The organism is Actinocorallia populi, assembly GCF_002995495.1.
Taxonomy (GTDB): Bacteria; Actinomycetota; Actinomycetes; order Streptosporangiales; family Streptosporangiaceae; genus Actinocorallia; species Actinocorallia populi.
Map to the genome: position 1 here is coordinate 344,006 of NZ_PVZV01000003.1, position 19,880 is coordinate 363,885.

The 19,880-nt window shown below is 73.2% G+C and carries 20 protein-coding genes; 14 read left to right on the top strand and 6 right to left on the bottom strand.

From position 1 onward, the window contains the following. Positions 1-56 precede the first annotated feature (56 nt). The 4 genes from C2865_RS14685 to C2865_RS14700 all read right to left on the bottom strand — a co-directional run bounded on the left by C2865_RS14685 (position 57) and on the right by C2865_RS14700 (position 3,306). Positions 57-461, bottom strand: a complete 405-nt coding sequence (locus tag C2865_RS14685; RefSeq protein ID WP_106399021.1) for a DUF2795 domain-containing protein — start codon at positions 459-461, stop codon at positions 57-59. A 72-nt stretch (positions 462-533) separates the two neighbouring features. Further along, on the bottom strand, positions 534-785 hold the full coding sequence (locus tag C2865_RS14690; protein WP_106399022.1) for a hypothetical protein: 252 nt from the start codon (positions 783-785) through the stop codon (positions 534-536). Positions 786-850: 65 nt separating this feature from the next. Beyond that, a complete protein-coding gene (locus tag C2865_RS14695) occupies positions 851-2,215 on the bottom strand; it encodes a cytochrome P450 (protein ID WP_106399023.1) in 1,365 nt (454 codons plus the stop codon). Positions 2,216-2,256: 41 nt separating this feature from the next. Beyond that, positions 2,257-3,306 (bottom strand): NAD-dependent epimerase/dehydratase family protein, encoded by a 1,050-nt coding sequence (locus tag C2865_RS14700; protein WP_106399024.1) that lies wholly within the window; start codon positions 3,304-3,306, stop codon positions 2,257-2,259. Positions 3,307-3,467: 161 nt separating this feature from the next. Here C2865_RS14700 and C2865_RS14705 point away from each other — a divergent pair, with 161 nt between their 5' ends. The 8 genes from C2865_RS14705 to C2865_RS14740 all read left to right on the top strand — a co-directional run bounded on the left by C2865_RS14705 (position 3,468) and on the right by C2865_RS14740 (position 9,983). Beyond that, entirely contained in the window at positions 3,468-3,953 is a 486-nt protein-coding gene (locus C2865_RS14705) for a DUF2243 domain-containing protein (RefSeq protein WP_106399025.1), read from the top strand. Then, complete coding sequence (locus C2865_RS14710) at positions 3,953-4,765, top strand: cytochrome c oxidase assembly protein (RefSeq protein WP_106399026.1); 813 nt, start codon at positions 3,953-3,955, stop codon at positions 4,763-4,765. The genes C2865_RS14705 and C2865_RS14710 overlap by 1 nt, the downstream gene beginning before the upstream one ends. Positions 4,766-4,864: 99 nt before the next feature. Continuing rightward, entirely contained in the window at positions 4,865-6,049 is a 1,185-nt protein-coding gene (locus C2865_RS14715; RefSeq protein WP_106399360.1) for a zinc-dependent alcohol dehydrogenase, read from the top strand. An 86-nt stretch (positions 6,050-6,135) separates the two neighbouring features. After that, a complete protein-coding gene (locus C2865_RS14720; RefSeq protein ID WP_106399027.1) occupies positions 6,136-6,510 on the top strand; it encodes a hypothetical protein in 375 nt (124 codons plus the stop codon). Between the two features lie 83 nt (positions 6,511-6,593). Continuing rightward, positions 6,594-7,604, top strand: a complete 1,011-nt coding sequence (locus C2865_RS14725) for a permease (protein WP_408608314.1) — start codon at positions 6,594-6,596, stop codon at positions 7,602-7,604. Next, positions 7,601-8,341, top strand: a complete 741-nt coding sequence (locus tag C2865_RS14730; RefSeq protein WP_157963724.1) for a TIGR03943 family putative permease subunit — start codon at positions 7,601-7,603, stop codon at positions 8,339-8,341. Before C2865_RS14725 ends, C2865_RS14730 begins: the two co-directional genes overlap by 4 nt. Positions 8,342-8,426: 85 nt before the next feature. Further along, positions 8,427-9,053 (top strand): hypothetical protein, encoded by a 627-nt coding sequence (locus C2865_RS14735; RefSeq protein WP_106399030.1) that lies wholly within the window; start codon positions 8,427-8,429, stop codon positions 9,051-9,053. A gap of 39 nt (positions 9,054-9,092) precedes the next feature. After that, entirely contained in the window at positions 9,093-9,983 is an 891-nt protein-coding gene (locus tag C2865_RS14740) for an oxidoreductase (RefSeq protein ID WP_198653332.1), read from the top strand. Between the two features lies 1 nt (position 9,984). On the opposite strand, the gene C2865_RS14745 is transcribed toward C2865_RS14740, so the two are convergent. Beyond that, the gene (locus C2865_RS14745) at positions 9,985-11,118 is read right to left on the bottom strand and encodes a helix-turn-helix domain-containing protein (protein WP_106399032.1); all 1,134 of its coding nucleotides are present in this window, start codon (positions 11,116-11,118) and stop codon (positions 9,985-9,987) included. A 169-nt stretch (positions 11,119-11,287) separates the two neighbouring features. On the opposite strand from C2865_RS14745, the gene C2865_RS14750 reads away from it, so the two are divergent. From C2865_RS14750 to C2865_RS14775, 6 genes are all read left to right on the top strand, one after another. After that, a complete protein-coding gene (locus C2865_RS14750; RefSeq protein WP_106399033.1) occupies positions 11,288-12,646 on the top strand; it encodes a flavin-containing monooxygenase in 1,359 nt (452 codons plus the stop codon). Next, a complete protein-coding gene (locus C2865_RS14755) occupies positions 12,643-13,497 on the top strand; it encodes an SDR family NAD(P)-dependent oxidoreductase (RefSeq protein ID WP_198653333.1) in 855 nt (284 codons plus the stop codon). The genes C2865_RS14750 and C2865_RS14755 overlap by 4 nt, the downstream gene beginning before the upstream one ends. Continuing rightward, complete coding sequence (locus C2865_RS14760; RefSeq protein WP_232835601.1) at positions 13,494-14,831, top strand: MFS transporter; 1,338 nt, start codon at positions 13,494-13,496, stop codon at positions 14,829-14,831. The genes C2865_RS14755 and C2865_RS14760 overlap by 4 nt, the downstream gene beginning before the upstream one ends. A 91-nt stretch (positions 14,832-14,922) precedes the next feature. Continuing rightward, positions 14,923-15,825: a MerR family transcriptional regulator gene (locus tag C2865_RS14765; protein WP_198653334.1), complete on the top strand. Its 903-nt coding sequence runs from the start codon at positions 14,923-14,925 to the stop codon at positions 15,823-15,825. Positions 15,826-15,933: 108 nt separating this feature from the next. Then, positions 15,934-16,908, top strand: a complete 975-nt coding sequence (locus C2865_RS14770; RefSeq protein ID WP_106399035.1) for a YbgA family protein — start codon at positions 15,934-15,936, stop codon at positions 16,906-16,908. Between the two features lie 92 nt (positions 16,909-17,000). Beyond that, the gene (locus tag C2865_RS14775; RefSeq protein WP_106399036.1) at positions 17,001-17,495 is read left to right on the top strand and encodes a flavin reductase family protein; all 495 of its coding nucleotides are present in this window, start codon (positions 17,001-17,003) and stop codon (positions 17,493-17,495) included. A gap of 37 nt (positions 17,496-17,532) precedes the next feature. Here C2865_RS14775 and C2865_RS14780 read toward each other — a convergent pair whose 3' ends face one another. Next, positions 17,533-19,878: a GAF domain-containing SpoIIE family protein phosphatase gene (locus C2865_RS14780; protein ID WP_106399037.1), complete on the bottom strand. Its 2,346-nt coding sequence runs from the start codon at positions 19,876-19,878 to the stop codon at positions 17,533-17,535. Between the last annotated feature and the right edge of the window lie 2 nt (positions 19,879-19,880).

A 19,880-nucleotide genomic window follows, 5' to 3' on the forward strand; every position in this document is an offset into this window, starting at 1 on the left:
CGGGGTATTCCTGGCTCTGTGCCGGTCTCTCGCTCAACGGCGTCTCCCTCCTCGGCTCAGGTGCGGCGCTCTTCGTGGCCGATGCCCAGGTCCCGGACGATGTCCGGAAGCCCGTCGTAGGACTTGCCGGGCAGGCGGGACAGCCGGGACACCACCACGTCCGTCGCCCCGGACTGCGCGGCGTGGTCGGCCAGTTCGTCGGGCCCCGCCGGGTACTGCACCCCGGCCAGGACCGAGGCGACGGCGCTGCGCTCCTCCACGTCCTGCGGGGTCATCCCCGGAGGCGCGCCCCTGCGGTCGAGGCGGGTGGACGTCGGGTCGAGTCCGGTGTCGGTGTCCACGGGTTCGGGATCGTTCCACGGCTGGGGATGGGTGGGACCGCCGCTGCGCGTCAGCCCTTCGCTCTCCCTGCTCATCTCGTCGTCGAGTTTCGGACCGTGCTTGTCGCTCTTATCGCTCATAAGACCACCTTTCACATCTTTGTGTTCGTGCGGCTCATGTCCCGGCGCGGGCCCGGCCCGCCGGAGCGGGCGTCAGCGGCGCGGATGGTCCCGCGTGGCGTCCTGCTCCTCCGCCTCCCGCACTCCCTCTTCGTCGGGAGGCAGGGAGTACTGCTGCTCGGCGCTCTCACCGGGGACCCCGGTGCCGCTGCGCGGAACGGCGCCCTCGTTCTGGGTGACGGGCGGAACGGTGCGCCCCCGGGCGTCCGAGCCGCGGTTGACCGGTGCGAACTCCCTGTCGTGCGTCTCCTCGGGTTCATGACCGAGATCGTCATATTTGGTCATGTTTTATCCACTACCCCTCGGAGGCGATATGCACCCCCTATCCATAAGAAAATAGAAAAATCTACTCAAATCACACTGAAACGGAGACGGAACGGCCCGAAAGTGCGCGGCAGCGGGCGGTCGGCCCGCAACCGCACCCCGGCCCGCTGCCGGAAGTCGTGCTCCCGCAGCAGCGCCGCCAGGAACCGGCTCGCCGTCAGCAGCACCAGCTGCCGGCCGGGGCACTCACCGGGCCCGGCGCTGAACGGGACGATCGACCAGTCCTCCCGCGCCCTGCCGTCCAGCCAGATGTCCGGCACGAAGGAGTCGGCGAACGGCAGGAGCTCGTCGTCCCGCTGCAGGAACGGGGTGAAGATGAGCATTCCCGTCCCCGCGGGCATCGTCCTGCCCGCCCAGACCGTGTCCTCGGTGCTCTCCCTCAGGATCGCCATGGTGGTCGGCCACAGCCGCAACGACTCCTGCACGCAGGCACGAAGAAACGGCAGCTCCGCCGTCTCGCCCTCGGCCTCGCGGCGGGCCCTGCGCATCTGCTCGGGGTGGGCCGCCAGCAGCGCCAGCGTGCGGAACGCGGCCATGCCCGCGGGCTCGTAGGCGAACAGCCACTGCGGCACCTGCTGCGCCGGTTCGGTGCGCGCCGTCTTGGGCGCCGTGGCGACCAGGCCCGCCAGGCTGTCCGGCTCCGCCCGCCGCAGGTGGGCGTCCAGGCGGCGCTGGAAACGGGCGCGCAGGACGCGGCGGCGGGGATGGGCGAACGCCCAGTCGGCGTTCATGCGCAGCTTGGTCAGCAGGTCGCTGACGCGGTGGTCGTCACGGGCGGCGTCTCCCAGCACGATCCGCCGGATGACCCGCCACCAGGCGACGCGGAACCTCCCCCAGTCCAGTTCGCCCGAGTCCGCGACGGACCGGAGCAGCACCGCCGCCTCCTCCTCGATCTTTCGGGAGAACGCGTCGGCCAGGCAGTGCAGGGGGTGGGCGGTGTCCAGCACGTCCTCGTTGAAGGCCCTCCGGTCCGCCCGGTCCGCTCCCCGTGAGATGAGAACGCCGTGCGGCTGGAAGTGCGCGAGGGAGGCGTGCTTCTCCCAGGTGTCGAGCGAGAAGGGCTCGGGCGACTGCGTCAGCGCCCGCCGCGTGTCCTCGGGCGTCAGCAGCAGCGCGAACGACCTTCCGGGAATCCGCAGATGCAGCGGCCCCTTGCCGTAACGGTGGCGCAGCCGCTTCAGCAGGCGCCCCGCCCTGAGGTCCGCCTGCATCTCCTCGGCCAGCGCAACGATCCTGGGACGGCGCGCGATGACACCGCGCGCGATCGCCGGTGCCATCACCACCGCGCCGACGCGCAGCGTGTCGGCGATCGACGCCCTGTTCAGCGGCACAGTGCCGGAGGCGTTCCGGCGGACGTGGTCCTTCGTCCCCTCTTTCACCGGGACGGCCATGGGAACTCCTTTCGAAGAGGCATGCGGGGCGGTGTCACGGGTCACGGGGTGCGGCCGACGCCCGAGAGGAACTCACGAACGCGCAGCGGACCGCTGGACGCCTTCGACAGGGCGGGCGTGTCCTCGTCCGCACCCGTCCTGAGCCCCGCGAGGAACTCCGACAGCGCGTAGATGGAGGTGTGCTCGGGCACCCAGCGCAGCTCGTCCCGGGCCCGGCCGGTGTCCATCAGCGGCAGCCGCATCACCAGGTCGAACAGGTGCGGGGAGGCCGGAACCAGATGCAGGCCCCACGCGGCCGCCAGGACCGCCCGGACCGCCCGTGCCGGCACCTTCACCTTGCGGGCCCCGAACAGCGCGGCCAGCTCGTCGCCGCCGACGACCGGCGAGGCGGCGAGGTTGAAGGCGCCGCGTACGGGACGCGTGACGGCCTGGTGGAAGGCCTTTCCCACGTCGGACGAGTGCAGCATCTGCAGCTTCAGATCGGGGATGTCCGGGACGACCGGCACGGTCTCGGGCCGGACGAGCCTGCCGGGGACCAGCGGACCCGCGAAGATCCTGCGCTGCTCCGTCGCGGCGCGGCGCTCGAAGACGAACCCGGGACGCATCCTCACCACGCGGCATTGCGGGTACTTCGCCTCGAAGTTGTCCAGGAGCCGCTCGACATAGGCTTTCTCCCGGCTGTAGGCGGCCTCCGGCCAGCCGTGGGTGGGCCAGTCCTCCCCCACGAAGCGGTCCTTGGGACCGGGCGAGTAGGCGCCTACCGAGGAGGAGTAGACGAGTGCGGGCACACCGGCCTCCGCGACGGCGTGAAGCACCCGGGCGGTGCCGAGGACGTTCGTGCGCCAGGTCGTGTAGGGGTCGTGGGTCGGCTGGAAGATCCAGGCCAGGTGCACCACGGCGTCGGCGCCGCGCAGCAGCGGCACCAGGTCGCTCCTGGCGATGTCGGCGGTCATCCACTGGGTGCGGCCGATCTCCAGGCGCGGCCTGCGGCGGGCGACGCCGATGAGCTGCGTGATCTCCGGGTCCGTGGAGAGCGACCGCAGCGTGTTCGTTCCCAGGTTCCCCGTTCCCCCGATGACCACTACCCGCATCGTCCCCGCCCTTCCGGCCCCCGCCGGGTCGTTTCGCGTTCCCACCCCGTGACCGGTGCATCAAAAGCACAAATGCACCGTGTTCATCTCCTCTCTCCCCGGGAAGGCATGAAAGAAACGGGAGGAACAACCGGGATCGGGGGATTCGACCCGTGAGTCATATGAGTTCGGCAACACACACGAAAGGTGCGGGCACCCGCGAGACAACGTCCCGGCGGTCCCTGTGGGCCGGGGTCCTGTTCGGGGTGGGGGTGGCCGCGTTCGTCGACGAGGCCGTCTTCCACCAGCTGCTGCACTGGCACCACTTCTACGACAGGTCGACCTCGAGCATAGGTCTGGTCTCCGACGGGCTGTTCCACGCCTTCAGCTGGTTCGCCACGGTCCTCGGGCTCGTGATGGCGGCGGACGCCGTGCGACGGGGGGAGTTGGACAAGCGCGTCATGGGCGGGGGCGTGCTGCTGGGCGCGGGAGCCTTCCAGCTCTACGACGGCATCGTCAACCACAAGCTGCTGCAGCTGCACCAGATCCGCTACAACGTCGACATCGCGCCCTATGACTGGGCCTGGAACATCGTCGCGGTGCTCCTTCTCGCCGCGGGATGCTGGCTGCTCCTTGCAGCGCCGCGGCGGCGAGGCGGGGCCGACTGATGGGAGACGGTCACCATCTTCCCTCCCCGCTCTGGGCGCTGCAGTGGGCCGCCGCGCTCGCCATGGTGGGCGTCGTGGTCGCCTACCTCGCCGCGGCGAGCCGGCTGAGGCACCGGGGGGACGCCTGGCCGTGGCCGCGCGACCTGTCCTTCGCGGTGGGAGGCGCGGCCGTCGCGACGGTCTCCGTGGCTCCGCTGCCCGGCGGGGAGTTCACCGCGCACATGCTCCAGCACCTGGTCATCGGAATGGCCGGGCCGCTGCTGCTCATCCTGGCCCGGCCCGTCACCCTGCTGCTGCGGATGCTGCCGCCCGGCCGCACGCGGCGGACGCTGCTGGCCGTGGTGCAGTCGAGGGTCGCGGCGGTGCTGGTGTTCCCCCCGGTCGCCGCGCTCATCGACGTCGGCGGGTTGTGGGTGATGTACCGGACGCCGCTGCTGGCGGCCGTGCACGACCAGCCCTGGGCGCACGCGCTGCTGCATCTGCGGGTGTTCGCGGCGGGGATGCTGTTCACCACCGCCCTGTGCCGGCTCGACCCGATGCGCCACCGCTACTCCCTGACGCTGCGGGCGGGGACCCTGGTCGTCGCGAGCGCCGCCCACGCCGTCCTGGCCAAGTCCCTGTGGGCGGCGCCGCCGCCCGGACTCGCCTTCGCCGCGGACGACCTGCACGCGGGGGCACGGCTGATGTACTACGGCGGCGACCTGGTCGAGGTGGGCCTGGCGCTGGTCATCGTGCTGGGCTGGTACGCCGACACCGGGCGCGCCCTCCAGCGCAGGCGGCGGCGTCTGGGAGCGGTTCCGAGCGGAGTGTGATCTGTGGCAAATCACCTAATTGTCGAGAATTGTCGCGGTTAATGGCGAACCCCTCGGGCAAGGAGGTCATAACGGGGCAAACCATAACAAGGGGGAATGATGAAGGCAGTGACCTGGCATGGCCGTCGCGACGTCCGCGTGGACCAGGTGCCGGACCCGATCATCAAGGAACCCAACGACGCGATCATCAAGGTCACGTCCACCGCCGTCTGCGGCTCGGACCTGCACCTGTACGAGGTGCTGGGGCCGTTCCTGCAGGAGGGCGACATCCTCGGACACGAGCCCATGGGCATCGTCGAGGAGGTCGGGCCCGAGGTCACGCACATCAGGCCGGGGGACAGGGTGGTGATCCCCTTCAACATCTCCTGCGGCCGGTGCCACATGTGCGACCGCCGGTACTACGCCCAGTGCGAGACCACCCAGGTCCGCGAGTACGACAGCGGGGGCGCGCTCTTCGGCTACACCAAGCTGTACGGGGAGGTCGCGGGCGGCCAGGCCGAGTACCTGCGGGTGCCGCAGGCGCACTTCGGGCCGATCCCGGTGCCGCACGGCACCCCCGACGAGCGGTTCCTCTTCCTGTCGGACGTGCTGCCCACCTCCTGGCAGGCCGTCGAGTACGCCGAGGTCCCGGACGGCGGCAGCGTCACCGTCCTCGGGCTCGGCCCCATCGGCCAGATGTCCGCGCGCATCGCCCGCCACCGCGGCTACCGCGTCATCGGCGTGGACCTCGTCCCCGAACGGCTGGAGATGGCCCGCCGGCACGGCGTGGAGACCATCGACCTCCGGCACACCGACGTCGTCTCCGCCGTCCGCGACCTCACCGGAGGCCGGGGCACCGACTCGGTGATCGACGCCGTGGGCATGGAGGCGCACGGCTCCCCCGTCGCCAAGGCGGCGCAGGCCTTCACCGCCTTCCTGCCGGACAAGGTCTCCGCACCGCTCATGACCCACGCGGGGGTGGACCGGCTGGCCGCCCTGCACCTGGCGATCGAGGTGGTGGCGCGGTGCGGCGTCATCTCGCTGTCCGGCGTCTACGGCGGCATGTCCGACCCGATGCCGATGCTGCGGCTCTTCGACAAGGGCGTCACCCTGCGCATGGGCCAGGCGCACGTCCGCCGCTGGCTGGAGCCGCTGATGCCCCTGGTCACCGACGAGTCCGACCCGCTGGGCGTGCTGGACCTGGCCACCCACCGCGTCCCGCTGGACCGCGCCCCCCAGGCCTACGAGGCCTTCCAGAAGAAGCGCGACGGCGCCATCAAGGTGGTCCTCGACCCGGCTCTGTGACGCTCGGGTGTTTGAAAGGCTCACCCTCGTGCCGATACCGAGGGTGAGCAGGAACACCGGACACGTGACGAGTCGGCGAGACATCCATGGAATCCACCACCGCTTTTTCGCGCCCGACCCGGCTGCCCTGGCGGGCCGATCTCCTCACCGCGCTCCTCGGCCTCGCCCTCGAGGCCGTCGCGGCCTTCTTCGTCGTCATCGCCTCGGGCCTGGCCAGCGGCGCCGATTCCCACCGGTCCGGCGGCGGAACCGGGCGCGCCGACCAGATCCTCGTCCTCGGGCTCGGCGCCCTGGCCTGCCTCGCCCTTCTGGTGGCCCTCCTCCTCCGTGCCAAGGCGCCCATCACCACCGCCCTCCACCTCCTGCTGTCCGCCGCGCTCCTGCTGGCCGTCCTGACCGCGCCGCCCGTGTCGCGGCCGCCCGCCCGCACACCGGTCCCCTCCTCCACCGGGAGCCGGTGACCGCGTCCCCGGTGAGCTGCACCTGTTTGAAATGAAAACTGTTTTCACTAAGATGGCCGGTCGTCGGCGTGAAGGGGGTCGGGGTGGCGACGGGGGTACGGCGGGACGCGGAGGTGCCGCCCGCTCAGTGGGGGGCGCGGCGGGCCGAACCGGGGGCCGACGCGGTCTGGTGGTTCATCTCGATCGTCTCGCTGCTGGCGATCGGCCGGATCTGGGTGGCTCCCTGGGTGACCTGGGCGGGGGTGCAGGCCTGGTCGACGATCTTCATCGCGATCTGCGTGCAGGCCCTGCCGTTCCTGGTCTTCGGGGTGGTGCTGTCGGCCGCGATCACCGCGTTCGTGCCGGCGGAGGTGTGGAGCAGGGTGCTGCCGCGGCGGGGGGTCGCGGCCGTGCCCGTCGCGGGGATGGCCGGAGCCGTCCTGCCGGGGTGCGAGTGCGCCTCGGTGCCGGTGGCCGGGAGCCTGATGGCCCGGGGCGTGGTGCCCGCGGCGGCGCTGACGTTCCTGCTGGCCGCGCCTGCGATCAACCCGATCGTCATGGTGGCCACGGCCGTGGCCTTCCCCGGGCAGCCGGAGATGGTGGCGGCCCGGTTCGGCGCCTCGCTGGTGGTGGCGGTCCTCGCCGGCTGGGTGTGGTTGCGCTTCGGCAAGGGCGAGTGGTTGCGGATCCCCGCCCGGCCCGAGCACTCCGGCGGGCGCTGGGAGGCGTTCCGGGTGGCGGTGCGGCACGACTTCATGCACGCCGGGGGCTTCCTGGTGGTGGGCGGGATGGCCGCGGCCGTCATCAACGTCGTGATCCCCGCCTCCTGGGTGAACGGGCTGGCCGGGGTGCCCTGGGCGGCGGTGCTGACCCTGGCGGTGCTGGCCGTGCTGATGTCGATCTGCTCGGAGGCCGACGCCTTCGTGGCGGCGAGCCTCACCGCGTTCTCCCCCACCGCGAAGCTGACGTTCCTGGTCGTGGGGCCGATGGTGGACCTCAAGCTCATCGCGCTGCAGACCGGCGTGTTCGGGAAGCGGTTCGCGATCCGCTTCATCCCGTTGACCTTCGTCCTGGCGGTCGGGGTCAGCGCCCTCGTGGGAGGTTTGTTCCTGTGAGCAGAGCCATGCAGAACCTGCTGATGGTGCTCGTCGGCGGCGCCGTCCTGTGGATCACCCTGGTCACCGGGGAGGTCGTCAACTTCGTCAAGGAGGGGCTGCGCTGGCCGCTGGTCGCCGCCGCCGCCGTCCTGGTCGTCCTCGGGCTGGCCGGGATGCGCCGCGACTGGCGGGACCGGCCGGACGAGCACGCGGACTCCGGGCACGACGGGCACGGGCACGGCGCGGGCGGGCCGCGCGTGGCCTGGCTGCTGTGCCTGCCCGTCCTGGCCATCTTCGCCATCGCCCCGCCGGAGCTGGGGGTGTTCACCGCCGCGCGCACCGGCGAGTCCCGCGCGGCCGCGCCCCCGAAGATCCAGGTCGCGGAGGACGACTACGCGCTGCCGCCCTCCCCCGACCCGTACCCGATGTCGGTCGGCGAGTTCATGGGCCGCTCCTTCGAGGCGCAGATCGGCGGGCAGGTCACCCTGGCCGACCGCAGGCTCGAGCTGAAGGGCTTCGCCACCCCCGGCGAGCGGGGCGCCTGGTACCTCACCCGCCTCCAGATGAGCTGCTGCGCCGCCGACGCCATGCCGCTGAAGGTCAAGATCCTGGACGCGCCCGCCCCCGAGAAGGGCTCCTGGGTGAAGGTCGTCGGGCTCTGGCACCCGGCGGGCGAGGCGGGCGGCCGGGGCGTCTACGAGTTCACCGCCCAGAGCGTCACCCGGACCGAAAAGCCGGACAACCCGTACGAGTAACCATCGACCATTCCTTGTCCAAAAAGATCAGGCGATCTCGTCGAGTCGGTACGGTGGTGACGTTCGCTCGACAAGGAGACGGAAGATGTTCCTCCAGATCATCCAGGCACCGGCCGGAGACGCCGGCGTCCTGCGTGCGGCGAGCTACCGGTGGGCGGACAGGCTCGGCTCCACCTCCGTCGGCTGGCTGGGCTGCACCGGCGGGGTGACGGAGGAGGGCGTCTTCTTCACCGCCGAGCGCTTCGAGTCCGAGCAGAAGATGTGGGTGGAGTCCGGCCGCCCCGGCCGCCGCCGCTGGTTCTCCGACCTGCGCGAGGGCATGACCGGCGAACCGGTCTTCACCAACTGCCGCGAGGTCGAGGTCTTCGCGCCCGACCCCGCCGCCGTCGACCGGGCGGGCTACGTCCAGATCGTCCAGGGCAGGGTGCGCAACGCCGCGCTCATGCGCACCCTGACGCGCAGCATGGAGAAGGAGATGTCCCTGCACCGCCGGGACCTGCTCGGCTCCACCCTGGCCTTCCACCCCGACGACGGCTACACCCACCTGCTCTACTTCACCTCCGCGGACGACGTCTTCGAGGCCGAGCTGCGCGAGACCCCGCCCCGCGTCAAGGCGATGATGGACGCCGTCTACGAGCTCAACACCGCCCTGCCCGTCCACCACGTCCTGGCGTCGCCCTGGACGCACTCCCGCCGCGAGACCGACCGTTAGGTCTGATCACCGGCGGCCGCGACGGGCATGCTGTGTCCCATGACAAAGTGGACCGTCAATGACATCCCTCAGCAGAACGACCGGACCTATGTGGTCACCGGCGCCAACAGCGGTCTCGGTCTGGAGACCGCCCGCGCCCTGGCCGCGAAGGGCGCCCATGTGATCATGGCGTGCCGCGACCTGGACCGGGGCCGCGCCGCGCAGGCCCGGATCCAGGGGGGCCGCACGGAGGTGCGGCGGCTGGACCTGGCCGACCTGGAGTCCGTCCGCGAGTTCGCCGCCGCCGTCGAGAGCGTCGACGTCCTGGTCAACAACGCCGGGATCATGATGCCGCCCCTGCGCCGCACCGCGCAGGGCTTCGAGCTGCAGTTCGGCACCAACCACCTGGGGCACTTCGCCCTCACCGGCCTGCTGCTGGACCGGCTCTCGGCGGGGGACGCGCCCCGCGTCGTGACGGTCACCTCCAGCCTGCACCGCACCGGCTCCATCCGCTTCGACGACCTGAACGCCGAGAAGTCCTACTCCCCCATCGGGCACTACGCCCAGTCCAAGTTCGCCAACGTCCTGTTCGGCCTGGAGCTGGACCGCAGGCTGCGCAAGGCGGGCAGCCCGGTCCTCAGCCTCCTGGCCCACCCCGGCTACGCGGCCACCAACCTGCAGTCCTCGGGCCCCGTCAAGCTCATAGCGCTGCTCGGCAAGCCCGCCAACCTGCTCCTGGCCCAGCCCGCCGCGCACGGGGCGGTCCCCCAGCTCTACGCCGCCGCCGGCTCCGGCGCCGAGTCGGGGAGGTTCTACGGGCCCTCGGGGTTCCAGGAGATGCGGGGCCGCCACCCGAAGGAGGTCCGGCCCGTGCGGGCCGCCACCGACCCGGACGTCGCGGGCAGGCTGTGGGCGGTCTCCGAGGAGCTCACCGGCGTCCGCTTCCCCTGAGTCACGCCTGGGACAGCCAGGTGCCGCACAGCCACCAGGCGTCCACCGCGCCGAAGGTGGTGGCCGGGTCCACCCCGGTGACGTCCGTGAACCGCTGGACGCGGTTGCGCACGGTGTTGGGGTGGACGAACAGCCTTTCCGCCGCCGCCCCGACGTCCCGGTCGGCCTCGAGCCAGGCCGAGACGGCCAGGGCGACGGGCACGGCGTTGGCGCCCAGGGCGTGCCAGGCCGGACGGTGCCGGTCCGCCAGCACGGCGGCGAGATCGGGCCGGCCGGCCAGCGCCACCAGCGCGGGCACCTCCGCCACGTGCACCACGCCGGTGCGGCCCGACGACTCGGCGGCGGCCAGCGCGTCCAGCGCCAGCCTCCACGCCGCGGGAAGCTCCTCCGGCTCGGCGGGACCGGCCAGCCCCGCCGTCGTGCCCGCCCGTCCCGCACGGGGCGCGGGCGGCCTGGCGAGCACCGCGGCGAGCAGCCCGTCGATTCCGGCGCACAGCGCCGGGGGCTGCTCGCGCAACGCCCGTTCCAGCGCCGCGGCGGCGTTCGGGTCGTCGGCGCGGGCGGCCAGCGCCCACAGCCCGCCCGCGGTCGGCAGACCGGCCTCGGCCGCGGCCAGCGCGGCGGCCGAGCCGCCCTCCAGGAGGCGGCGCAGGATCGCCGCGTCCCGCTCCCCGGCCCCGGGGTCCCGCCCGGCCCGCGCGGCGCGGTGCGCGGTGATCAGCCGCGAGCGCACGGCCTCGGCCCAGTCGTCGTACAGCTCGCGGGCGTCCAGCAGGAGGTCGGGGGCGACCCCGGCGGCCGGAGCCGTCTCGCGGGCCCGCGCCCAGATCGCGCGTTCGGCCACGTGGATCGCCCTCAGCACCGCCTCGATCGGCACGCCCTGGCGGGCGCGGGTGACGGCCAGGTCCTCCACGAAGGTCAGCTCCGCCTCGCTGGGGCCGCGCCGGTCGGCCAGCGCGCGGGTCGCGGCGAAGAGCAGGGCGCGGGTGTGGCCGGTCATGTCGGCCGTCGGCAGCGCGGCGACCTCCCGCACCATCGTGCGCACGCCGGCGACCACGGACGGCAGCAGGTCCTCCTCGCCGACGACCCGTTCGACGAGACCCGCGACGGACGTCCACTCTTCGGGGGAACGCATTCCGCCATGATGCCCCCGCGTTGTGGGCCACCACAACCAGCACGGCAAATCAGGTTACATATCCCATATTCCGCGCCGTTATCAGGCCATATATTGGATTGAATTACAAACATTAGTAGATCTACCTGATAAGTAGGCTTCGGCACGCCCCCGTCCGAGGAGAAGCGCCATGACCCCTCCCCGCCGCGTCGCCGTCATCGGCGCCGGAGCGGCAGGCCTCGCCGCCGCCAAGGCCCTGCTGGACGCGGGCGTCGAGGTCGCCGTCCACGAGAGGAGCGGCCGGCCCGGCGGGCTGTGGGCGCGGGACGACCCCGGCGGCCCCTCCCCCGCCTATGCCTCCCTGCACCTCAACACCAGCAAGGGGCGCACCGAGTTCGCCGACTTCCCGATGCCCCGGGACTGGCCCGACTACCCGTCGGCGGACCGCGTCGCCGGATACCTCGCCGACTACGCCGAGAAGTTCGCGCTCACCCCCTTCCTGCGCCTCCGCAGCACCGTCACCTCCGTCGAACGCGAGGAGGGAGGCGGCTGGACGGTCACGGCCGACCCGGGCGGCGCCGAGCGGTACGACGCCGTCGTCGTGGCCAACGGGCACAACTGGGACCCCCGCCTGCCGGAACCCGCCTACCCGGGCGCGTTCGCCGGAGAGCAGCTGCACGCCCACGCGTACCGCGACGCCGAAGCCTTCCGGGACAGGCGGGTCCTGGTCGTCGGCATGGGCAACTCCGCGATGGACATCGCCGTGGACGCCTCGTACGTCGCGCGCGGGCCCGTCCTGCTGTCGGCCCGCCAAGGCGTCCACATCGTGCCCAAGTACCTTTTCGGCCGCCCGTCGGACGCCACCGGCGGAGCCCTGTCCGTCCTGCCCTGGCGGCTGCGCCAGCGCCTCGCCCAGGCCATGCTCCGGCTCGCCGTGGGCGCCCCGCAGGACTACGGGCTGCCCGCGCCCCGGGGCGGGCTCTTCCAGAACCACCCGACGATCAGCGACACCATCCTGCACCGGCTCACCCACGGCGAGGTCGTCGTGCGGCCCGGCGTCGAACGCCTCGACGGCGACCGCGTCGTCTTCACCGACGGCTCCTCCGACCCCGTCGACGTGATCGTCTGGGCCACCGGCTACCGGGTGAGCATCCCCTTCCTGTCCGCGCGCTGGCTGGGCGCGGACCCGGAGGCGCTGCCGCTGTACAAGCGGGTCTTCCACCTGGAGGACCCGAGCCTGGTGTTCGTCGGCCTGATGCAGTCCACCGGCGCGGCGCTGCCCGTCGTGGAGGCGCAGGCGAAGCTCGCCGCCGCCTACCTCTCGGGCTCCTACGCGCTGCCCGAGCCCCCGGAGCAGCGCCGCGCGGTGGCCCGCGCCCTGCGCTACGCCACGGGCAGGTGGGGCCGGGACCGGCGCCCTCACATGCGCATCGACTTCGACGCCTACGTCGCTGACGTGCCCAAGGAGATCAGAGCCGGGCGGGACAGGTTCCTGCGCGGTCAGGGCCGCCCGTTCACCCCGACCCGCCGCAAGGAGACCTCCCCGTGATCCTCCCCCGCTCCCTCCTCGACGGCGGCCGCCGCGACGCGCGCGGCCTGCGGGTCATCGTCACCGGCGCCTCCGGCACGTTCGGACGGGCGATCTGCGCCCGGCTGAGCGGGCTCGGCGCCCACGTCGTAGGCCTGGACGCCGCCCCCCGCGAGGACGACCCCGTCGAGGTCCTCGCCTGCGACCTCACCGACGACGAGCGGGTGCCCGAAGCGGTGGCCGAGGCCGTCGGCCGGCTCGGCGGACTCGACCTGCTCGTCAACAACGCCGGCATCGGGGGGCCCGCCCCGGCCGAGATCCCGCCCGGAGCCGAGGTGCGCCGCCAGCTCGACGTCAACCTGCTCGGCGTCTGGCGGGTCACGGCCGCTTGCGTGGAGGCGCTCGTGGCGTCGCGCGGACGGGTCGTCATGCTGTCCTCGCGGATGGCCGTCATGCAGTTGCCCCTGGCCGCGGCGTACGGGGCCTCCAAGCGTGCCCTCGTGGCGTACGCGGACGCGCTGCGCATGGAGATCGGCACGCACGTCGGCGTCACGTGCGTCTACCCCTCGATGGTGCGCAGCCCGATCCACGACTCCACCGCCGCGGCGGGCCTCTCGCTGGAGGGCATGAGCCGCTACGAGCCGCTGGAGGGCGTCGTGGACGCGGTGCTGCGGGCGGCCCTCAGCCGCCGGGTCCACCGCGACCTCCCGACCACGGCCCGCGGGGCCGTGGAGTTCTTCCTCGCCCGCCACCTGCCCGCGGTGACCGACCGGATCATCTCCCGGACCCTCGCCGCACGCGCCCGCTCCGGGGCGTTCGAGGGCGCCGGGCCGGCCGCGGGGGTCGTCCGGCGCCTGGGGACCGGGGCGTGAGCGCCGGGCCGCGCACCGGGGCACGGCCCCGGAGCGGCGACCTCGTCACGTACGCCACCGGCTCCCTGGGCATGGGCGTGTGGGTCACCGTGCCCGGCCTGCTGCTGCTGTACTTCCTCACCCACACGCTCGGCGTCTCCCCCTTCCTCGCCGGCCTGACGCTGCTGCTGCCGAAGATCATCGACGCCGTCGTGCACCCGCTGTTCGGCACGTTGTCGGACCGGTGGGCGCGGCGGTCCGGGCACCGGCGCGGCATGCTCCGCTGGGGCCTGCTGCTGGCGGTGGCGATGGCGGCGATGTTCACCGTCCCGCCGGGGTTGTCCGGCCCGGCGGCCGCGTTGTGGGTCGGCGCCTGGTACATCGCCGGGAACGTGCTCTTCGCGTGCTTCCAGGTGCCCTACCTGACCACCCCGTCCGATCTGCGGATCGGTTACCACGAGCGCACCCGGGTCTTCATGTTCCGGATGCTCTTCCTCACCCTGGGCCTGCTCGCGGCGGGCGTGGCGGCCCCCGCCATGGTCGCGGCGGGCGGGCGCGGCGACTACACGCGGATGGCGCTGGTGCTGGGGGCAGGCATGGCGGTCACGGGGCTCGTCGCGCTGGGCGGGGTGCGCGGGCTCACCGCCCGGTGCGGGTTCCGCGAACCCGACGCGCACGGCCGCTCCTTCCTCGAGGACGTCAAGGTCGCCTGGCGGGACCGCGACTTCCGGATGCTGGTGCTGTCGTACCTGTTCACCAGCACCACCACGCACCTCTTCCTGGCCGCAGTGCCCTTCTACACCGAGTACGTCTTCGCGGACGACGGCCTCACCGCGGTGTTCATGGGCGCGTTCCTCGGCCCCGCCCTGATCGCCGGACCCGTCTGGCAGCGGATCTCCCGCCGCATCGGCAAACAGCGCGGCATCCTGATCTCCCAGTGCGCCTTCATCGCCGGCTCGGCGGCACTGTCGGCGGGCGAGCGGCTCGGGGTGGCCGCGACCGTCGCGGTCATCGTCGTCCTGGGCTCGGCGTTCGCCGGGCTGCAGCTCTTCGCCTTCTCGATGGTGCCCGACGCGGTGGCCGCCGCCGAGGCGCGGGGCTCCTCCCGCGCGGGCGCCTACACCGGGGTGTGGACGGCGACCGACGCCACGGGCACGGCCATCGGCCCCTACGTCTACTCGGCCGTCCTGGCGGTCGGCGGTTTCGTCTCCACCACCGAGGGGCGGCACGTGGCGCAGCCGGACTCCGCGCTCACGGCGCTGATCGTCGGCTTCACCCTGGTCCCCGCCGCCATCATGGTCGCCGCCGTCGCCTTCCAGCGCCGCTACTCTTTGGACGGTCCGGCTCCCGGATGACGGGGTCCGCCCTCCGGAACGGACCGCGCCGGCCGCCACCCTGCCGGGGGTGGAGGGCCGGCGCCATGGACACGTCGCTGGAGGGAACGCCGTGGAGGCACCGGGGCTGAGCGTGGGCGCGGTCGCGCGGCGGCTGGGGGTGTCCCCGTCGACCCTGCGGACCTGGGACCGGCGGTACGGGATCGGGCCGAGCCGGCGCAGCCAGGGGTCGCACCGGCGGTACGACCCGGCCGACGTGGCGCGGCTCGAGGTGATGAACCGGCTGATCCTGCAGGGGGCGCCGCCCGGGGAGGCCGCGCGGGTGGCGCTCGGCGGGACCGGCGTGCGGGAGCGCGCCCCGCGGGCGCACGGGGCCGGGGGCAACCGGCTGGCGCTGAGCGCGGTCCCGGACCGGACGCGCGGGCTGGCACGGGCCGCGATGGCGCTGAACGGCCCGGCCGTCACGGAGACGGTGCGCGAGGCCCTCGCCCGGGACGGGGCGGTGCGCGCCTGGGAGGAGCTGATCGCCCCGGTGCTGCGCGGGGTCGGCGAGCGGTACGCCGCGACGGGCGAGGCGGTGGAGATCGAGCACTTCCTCTCGGGGGCGGCGCTGGCCGCGCTGGCGGAGGCGGCCTCGCCCGTGCCGGAGACCGGGGTCCGGCCGGTACTGCTGGCCTGCGCGCCGGAGGAGCAGCACAGCCTGCCCGTCTACGCGCTGGGCGCGGCCCTGGCCGAGCGGGGGATACCCGGCCTCATGCTGGGTGCCCGCGTCCCGGAGCGGGCCCTGGGCGACGCGATGAAGAGGATCGGCCCCGGAGCGGTGTTCGTGTGGTCGCAGATGGACCGCACGGGGGACGCCGGGGTGCTGGAGCGCCTTCCCGGCGGGCGGTCCGCGTCGCGCGTGCTGGCCGGAGGGCCGGGCTGGCCCCGCCCGCTCCCCGAGGGGGTGCGGTTCGTGGCGTCCCTGCCGGAGGCGGTGGCGGCCGTGGCCGAGGTTCTGGGACTGCCCGGCTGATCCCCGTCGAGCTCGTGAGGTTTGCCCGGTCTTTGCGCCTCTGCCTTGCGTTTCCCGCGCGCGAGCAACTATGAATAGATTTTGAAGAGGTTTCTGGAGGGAGGAACCATGACGCCGTCTCCGCAGACCCGTCCCCGGCTCGGCGCCTCCGCCTGCCTGCTCGGCGAGCCCGTCCGCTACAACGGCGGGCACAGCCGCTGCAGGTTCCTCACTCTCGGCCCTCTGGCCGGGATGGTCGAGTGGGTGGCCGTCTGCCCCGAGATGGAGCTCGGGCTCGGCGCGCCGCGCCGCCCCGTCCGTCTCCTGAGCGACGGGCGGCTGGTCGACCGCGACGGCGACACCGACCACTCGGCCGCCCTCGCCGAGACGGCCCGCCGCGTCCTGCCCTCCTTCGAGGACCTCGACGGCTTCGTCCTGAAGTCGCGCTCCCCCTCGTGCGGGCTGTTCGGCGTCCCCCGCTACAGCGCGGGGCTGCCCGGGGAGCGCACCGACGGGCAGCCCGTCGACCGCCGCGGCCGGGGCGCCTTCGCCGAGGCGCTCACCGCCGCCCACCCCCACCTCCCGGTGGAGGAGGAGGGGCGCCTGAACGACCCCGTGCTGCGCGAGCACTTCGTGGAACGGGTGTTCGCGCACGCCAGGCTGCGGGAACTGCTGTCCGGGCCGTGGCGCCCCCGCGACCTGGTGGACTTCCACAGCCGCCACAAGCTGCAGGTCCTGGCGCACGACCCGCGCCTCTACCGGGAGCTCGGCCGCGTCGTGGCCCGCGCCGGCACCGCGGACCGCCGGGCCCTCGCCGAGGAGTACCGGCGGCTGTTCACCGAGGCGCTGGCCGTCCGGCCGACGCGGGGCCGCCAGGTCAACGCGCTGCAGCACGTCCTGGGCCCGTTCGGGCACCGGCTGAGCCCGGAGCGCAGGCACGGCCTGGCCGGCGCCATCGAGGACTTCCAGGCCGGACGCGCCCCGATGAGCGTGCCGGTCGCGCTGCTGCTGCACGACGCCCGCGCCGAGAACGTGCACTACCTCGCGGACCAGACGCTCCTGGAGCCCTTCCCCGCCGCGCTGCCCCTGCGTCACCACCTGTGAACGCCGGCCGCGTCCATGCGCGGACGCGCCGGGCCGCGAAGCGGGCGCCCCGCGGGAGGAGAGACGGCGGCGGCAGCGGGCATAGGCGAAACATGGGGAATGATCCGATCGATCAGTTCACGTCCGGTTTCGATGGGCCGGTCCTGCTGGTGACCACGTCGGCGGACGGGGAACGGGCCGGCTGCCTGGTGGGGTTCGCGACCCAGTGCAGCATCGACCCGGTGCGGTTCCTGGTGTGCCTGTCCCGAACCAATCGGACGTTCCGGGTGGCGGCGAAGGCGGAGCTGCTGGGCGTGCACGTCCTGGAGCGGGACGACCCCGGACAGCTCGCCCTGGCGCGGCTGTTCGGCGAGAACACCGGCGACGAGATGGACAAGTTCGCGCGGTGCGCGTGGGAGGAGGACACCGGCGGGGTGCCGCTGCTGCTGGACGCGCCGCGCCGGATGGTGGGACGCGTCCTGGACCGGATGGAACTGGGCGACCACACCGGCTACCTGGTGGAGCCACTCCACGTCCAGGCGAAGGGGCGGAACGCGCCCCTGGGGCTGACGCGGGTGCTGCACCTGGAGGCCGGGCACCCGGCCTGACGGGCCGCCCCGCCCGAAGGCGGAGGCGGCCCGCACCTCACGGCTTGACCTCCAGCGCGACCACGCAGGTGTCGTCGTCGGTGTCGGACGCCCCGTGGCGCAGCAGGTTGTCCAGGTGGGGCTCGAGCTCGGCGTCACCGGCGGCGGCGATCGCCAGGAGGTGGCTCAGCGCCTCCTCGACGCTGCTGTCACGGCGTTCGATGAGACCGTCGGTGTACAGCAGGATGCGGTCCCCCTGCATCAGCTCCACCGAGCCCTCCTCGAACTCCAGGTCCTCCAGGACGCCCAGCACCACGCCGTCGATCGGCGGGAGCGGCGCGGCCTTCCCGTCCCGCAGCAGGATCGGCTGGGGATGGCCCGCCCGCGCCCAGCGCAGCACCCCGTCCTTCGGGTCGAAGACCCCGCAGACCGCGGTGGCGGTGACGTTGTCGGTCAGGTGGACGGTGACGTTGTTCAGCCAGTACAACATCTGCGCCGGGCCCGCGCCGGTCGCCGACAGGCCGCGCAGCGCGTTGCGCAGCACCACCATGTCGGTGGCCGACTGGATGCCGTGCCCCGCCACGTCGCCGACGGAGATCAGGACCTTGCCCGTCGGCAGCGACAGCACGTCGTACCAGTCGCCGCCGACCAGCAGCTCGTTGCCCGCGGGCCGGTAGCGCACGCCGACCCGCAACCGCGGGGTGTCCAGCGGGCCCTGGCGCGGCGGCATGATCGCGTGCTGGAGGCGGAGCGTGAGCTTGGCCTGCTCGGCCGCCTGCTGCTGGGTGTGGTTGAGCTCGTCGCGCGTGGCCTCCAGCGCGATCTCCGTCCAGTGCTGGGAGGAGATGTCCTGGTAGGCGCCGCGGATCACGATCGGCCTGACCCCGCCGTCCAGGACGGGTTCGGCCGCGATCCGCATGTGCCGGTAGGAGCCGTCCTGACGCTGGAGCCGGAACGCCGCGGTCGCCGCGTGCCCCTGGTCCAGCAGCACGCGCAGGAACGTGCTGACCGCGGCGGCGTCGTCCGGGTGGACGCGGGCGGGCAGCTCGGCCAGCGCCAGCGGCCCCGACTCCACCGGCAGGCCGTGCAGCTCGAACAGGTGGTCGTTCCAGATGATCTCGCCGGTGAGGAGGTTCTCCTCGAAGCCGCCGATCCGGCCCAGCCGCTGGGCGTGCTGGAGCAGCTCGGCCAGCCGGGTGGACTCGTCGTGCAGCCGCCACATCACCAGCAGGTCCTCGCCTTGGCGCAGGATGCTGTAGGTGGCCGGTCCCGACACCGTCAGGTCGTCCACGCGCGTGATCACCGGGGCGCTGACCTGGCGCAGCGCATCACCCGTGGCGTGCACGTAGACGACCTGGTCGAACAGCCCGCCCTCTCTGGCCGACATCGGATACGACTCCAGGAAACGGGTGCCCATGACCGCCGAGCGCGGCCGCCCGGCCAGATCGGCGAACTTGTCGTTCGCGTGGTGGATGACGAAGTCGACGATCCGGTCGTCCTCCAGCACGGGCCGCAGCACTATGGCCGAGTCCAGCACCGCGTCCGCGATGTCGGCGAGCGGGGAGACCCCCTGCTGCTCGCCGGCGGGCAGGTGGTCGAGGGTGTAGGCGCACAGCTCCGCCAGGGACTCCAGCTGCCGGTGCACCGCCGGAGGCTGCTCCTCCAGCGGTCCGGGCCAGCAGACCTCCAGGACGCCCAGCAGCCTGCCGCCCGTGCCCGCCGGCACCGCGACCCGCGCGCCCGGCGCGAGCTCGGTACGGCCGATCGAGGGCGGATACTGCTGCCCGGCCGCCAACCACACCGGCTGCCGCTCGACGAGCGCCTGGCGGGCCAGGGTCGTGACGGCCGGCGGGACGTGCCGCCAGCGCCGCGCCTCCGGCGGCGTGAACCCGGCGGCCCCGGCCAGCCGCAGCGAGCCGTCCGCGTCCGCGGCCCACACCGCCACGGCCTCGGCCTCCAGCGGCGCCAGAGCGTACTCCAGCAGCGAGGCCGCCATCGCCTGGGTGTCGTCGGCGGCCAGCGCCGCGCTCTCGGCCGCCCGCATCCGGTCCCCGGCCTCGGCCTGGTCTTCGGGGTCCTCCTTCGTCCCGGCCAGGAAGGAGCGGGCGACGGCGGCGAGCTCGCTCTTGGCCGCCTGCGCCACGATGTCCGCGGCGATCTCCAGCTGCGGGACCTCCGCGCGTTCGGCCAGGACGTCCAGCTGCTGGTGCGCCGCGGCGAGACCGGAGCCCAGCCGTTCGGCGAGCACTCCCGCCGCCAGTTCGATGATGGCCCTGCCGCCGGTGGAGTGCTGCGCCTCCCGCACCTCCCGGCGCAGTCGCTCGACGGTCGTGGCCAGCCTGCCGAGCCCCTCGTCGAGGGTCCGGCGCCCGGGCGGGCGGGCGGGCGACGTATTCGTGGTCATGC

Bases quoted from the DNA above. Each gene is read 5' to 3' on its own strand.
- C2865_RS14700 (WP_106399024.1), bottom strand. From the start codon at position 3,306: ATGCGGGTAGTGGTCATCGGGGGAACGGGGAACCTGGGAACGAACACG.
- C2865_RS14770 (WP_106399035.1), top strand. From the start codon at position 15,934: ATGACGCCGTCTCCGCAGACCCGTCCCCGGCTCGGCGCCTCCGCCTGC.
- C2865_RS14710 (WP_106399026.1), top strand. From the start codon at position 3,953: ATGGGAGACGGTCACCATCTTCCCTCCCCGCTCTGGGCGCTGCAGTGG.
- C2865_RS14705 (WP_106399025.1), top strand. From the start codon at position 3,468: ATGAGTTCGGCAACACACACGAAAGGTGCGGGCACCCGCGAGACAACG.
- C2865_RS14750 (WP_106399033.1), top strand. From the start codon at position 11,288: ATGACCCCTCCCCGCCGCGTCGCCGTCATCGGCGCCGGAGCGGCAGGC.
- C2865_RS14775 (WP_106399036.1), top strand. From the start codon at position 17,001: ATGGGGAATGATCCGATCGATCAGTTCACGTCCGGTTTCGATGGGCCG.
- C2865_RS14780 (WP_106399037.1), bottom strand. From the start codon at position 19,878: ATGACCACGAATACGTCGCCCGCCCGCCCGCCCGGGCGCCGGACCCTC.
- C2865_RS14695 (WP_106399023.1), bottom strand. From the start codon at position 2,215: ATGGCCGTCCCGGTGAAAGAGGGGACGAAGGACCACGTCCGCCGGAAC.
- C2865_RS14685 (WP_106399021.1), bottom strand. From the start codon at position 461: ATGAGCGATAAGAGCGACAAGCACGGTCCGAAACTCGACGACGAGATG.
- C2865_RS14745 (WP_106399032.1), bottom strand. From the start codon at position 11,118: ATGCGTTCCCCCGAAGAGTGGACGTCCGTCGCGGGTCTCGTCGAACGG.
- C2865_RS14720 (WP_106399027.1), top strand. From the start codon at position 6,136: ATGGAATCCACCACCGCTTTTTCGCGCCCGACCCGGCTGCCCTGGCGG.
- C2865_RS14735 (WP_106399030.1), top strand. From the start codon at position 8,427: ATGTTCCTCCAGATCATCCAGGCACCGGCCGGAGACGCCGGCGTCCTG.
- C2865_RS14740 (WP_198653332.1), top strand. From the start codon at position 9,093: ATGACAAAGTGGACCGTCAATGACATCCCTCAGCAGAACGACCGGACC.
- C2865_RS14690 (WP_106399022.1), bottom strand. From the start codon at position 785: ATGACCAAATATGACGATCTCGGTCATGAACCCGAGGAGACGCACGAC.
- C2865_RS14715 (WP_106399360.1), top strand. From the start codon at position 4,865: ATGAAGGCAGTGACCTGGCATGGCCGTCGCGACGTCCGCGTGGACCAG.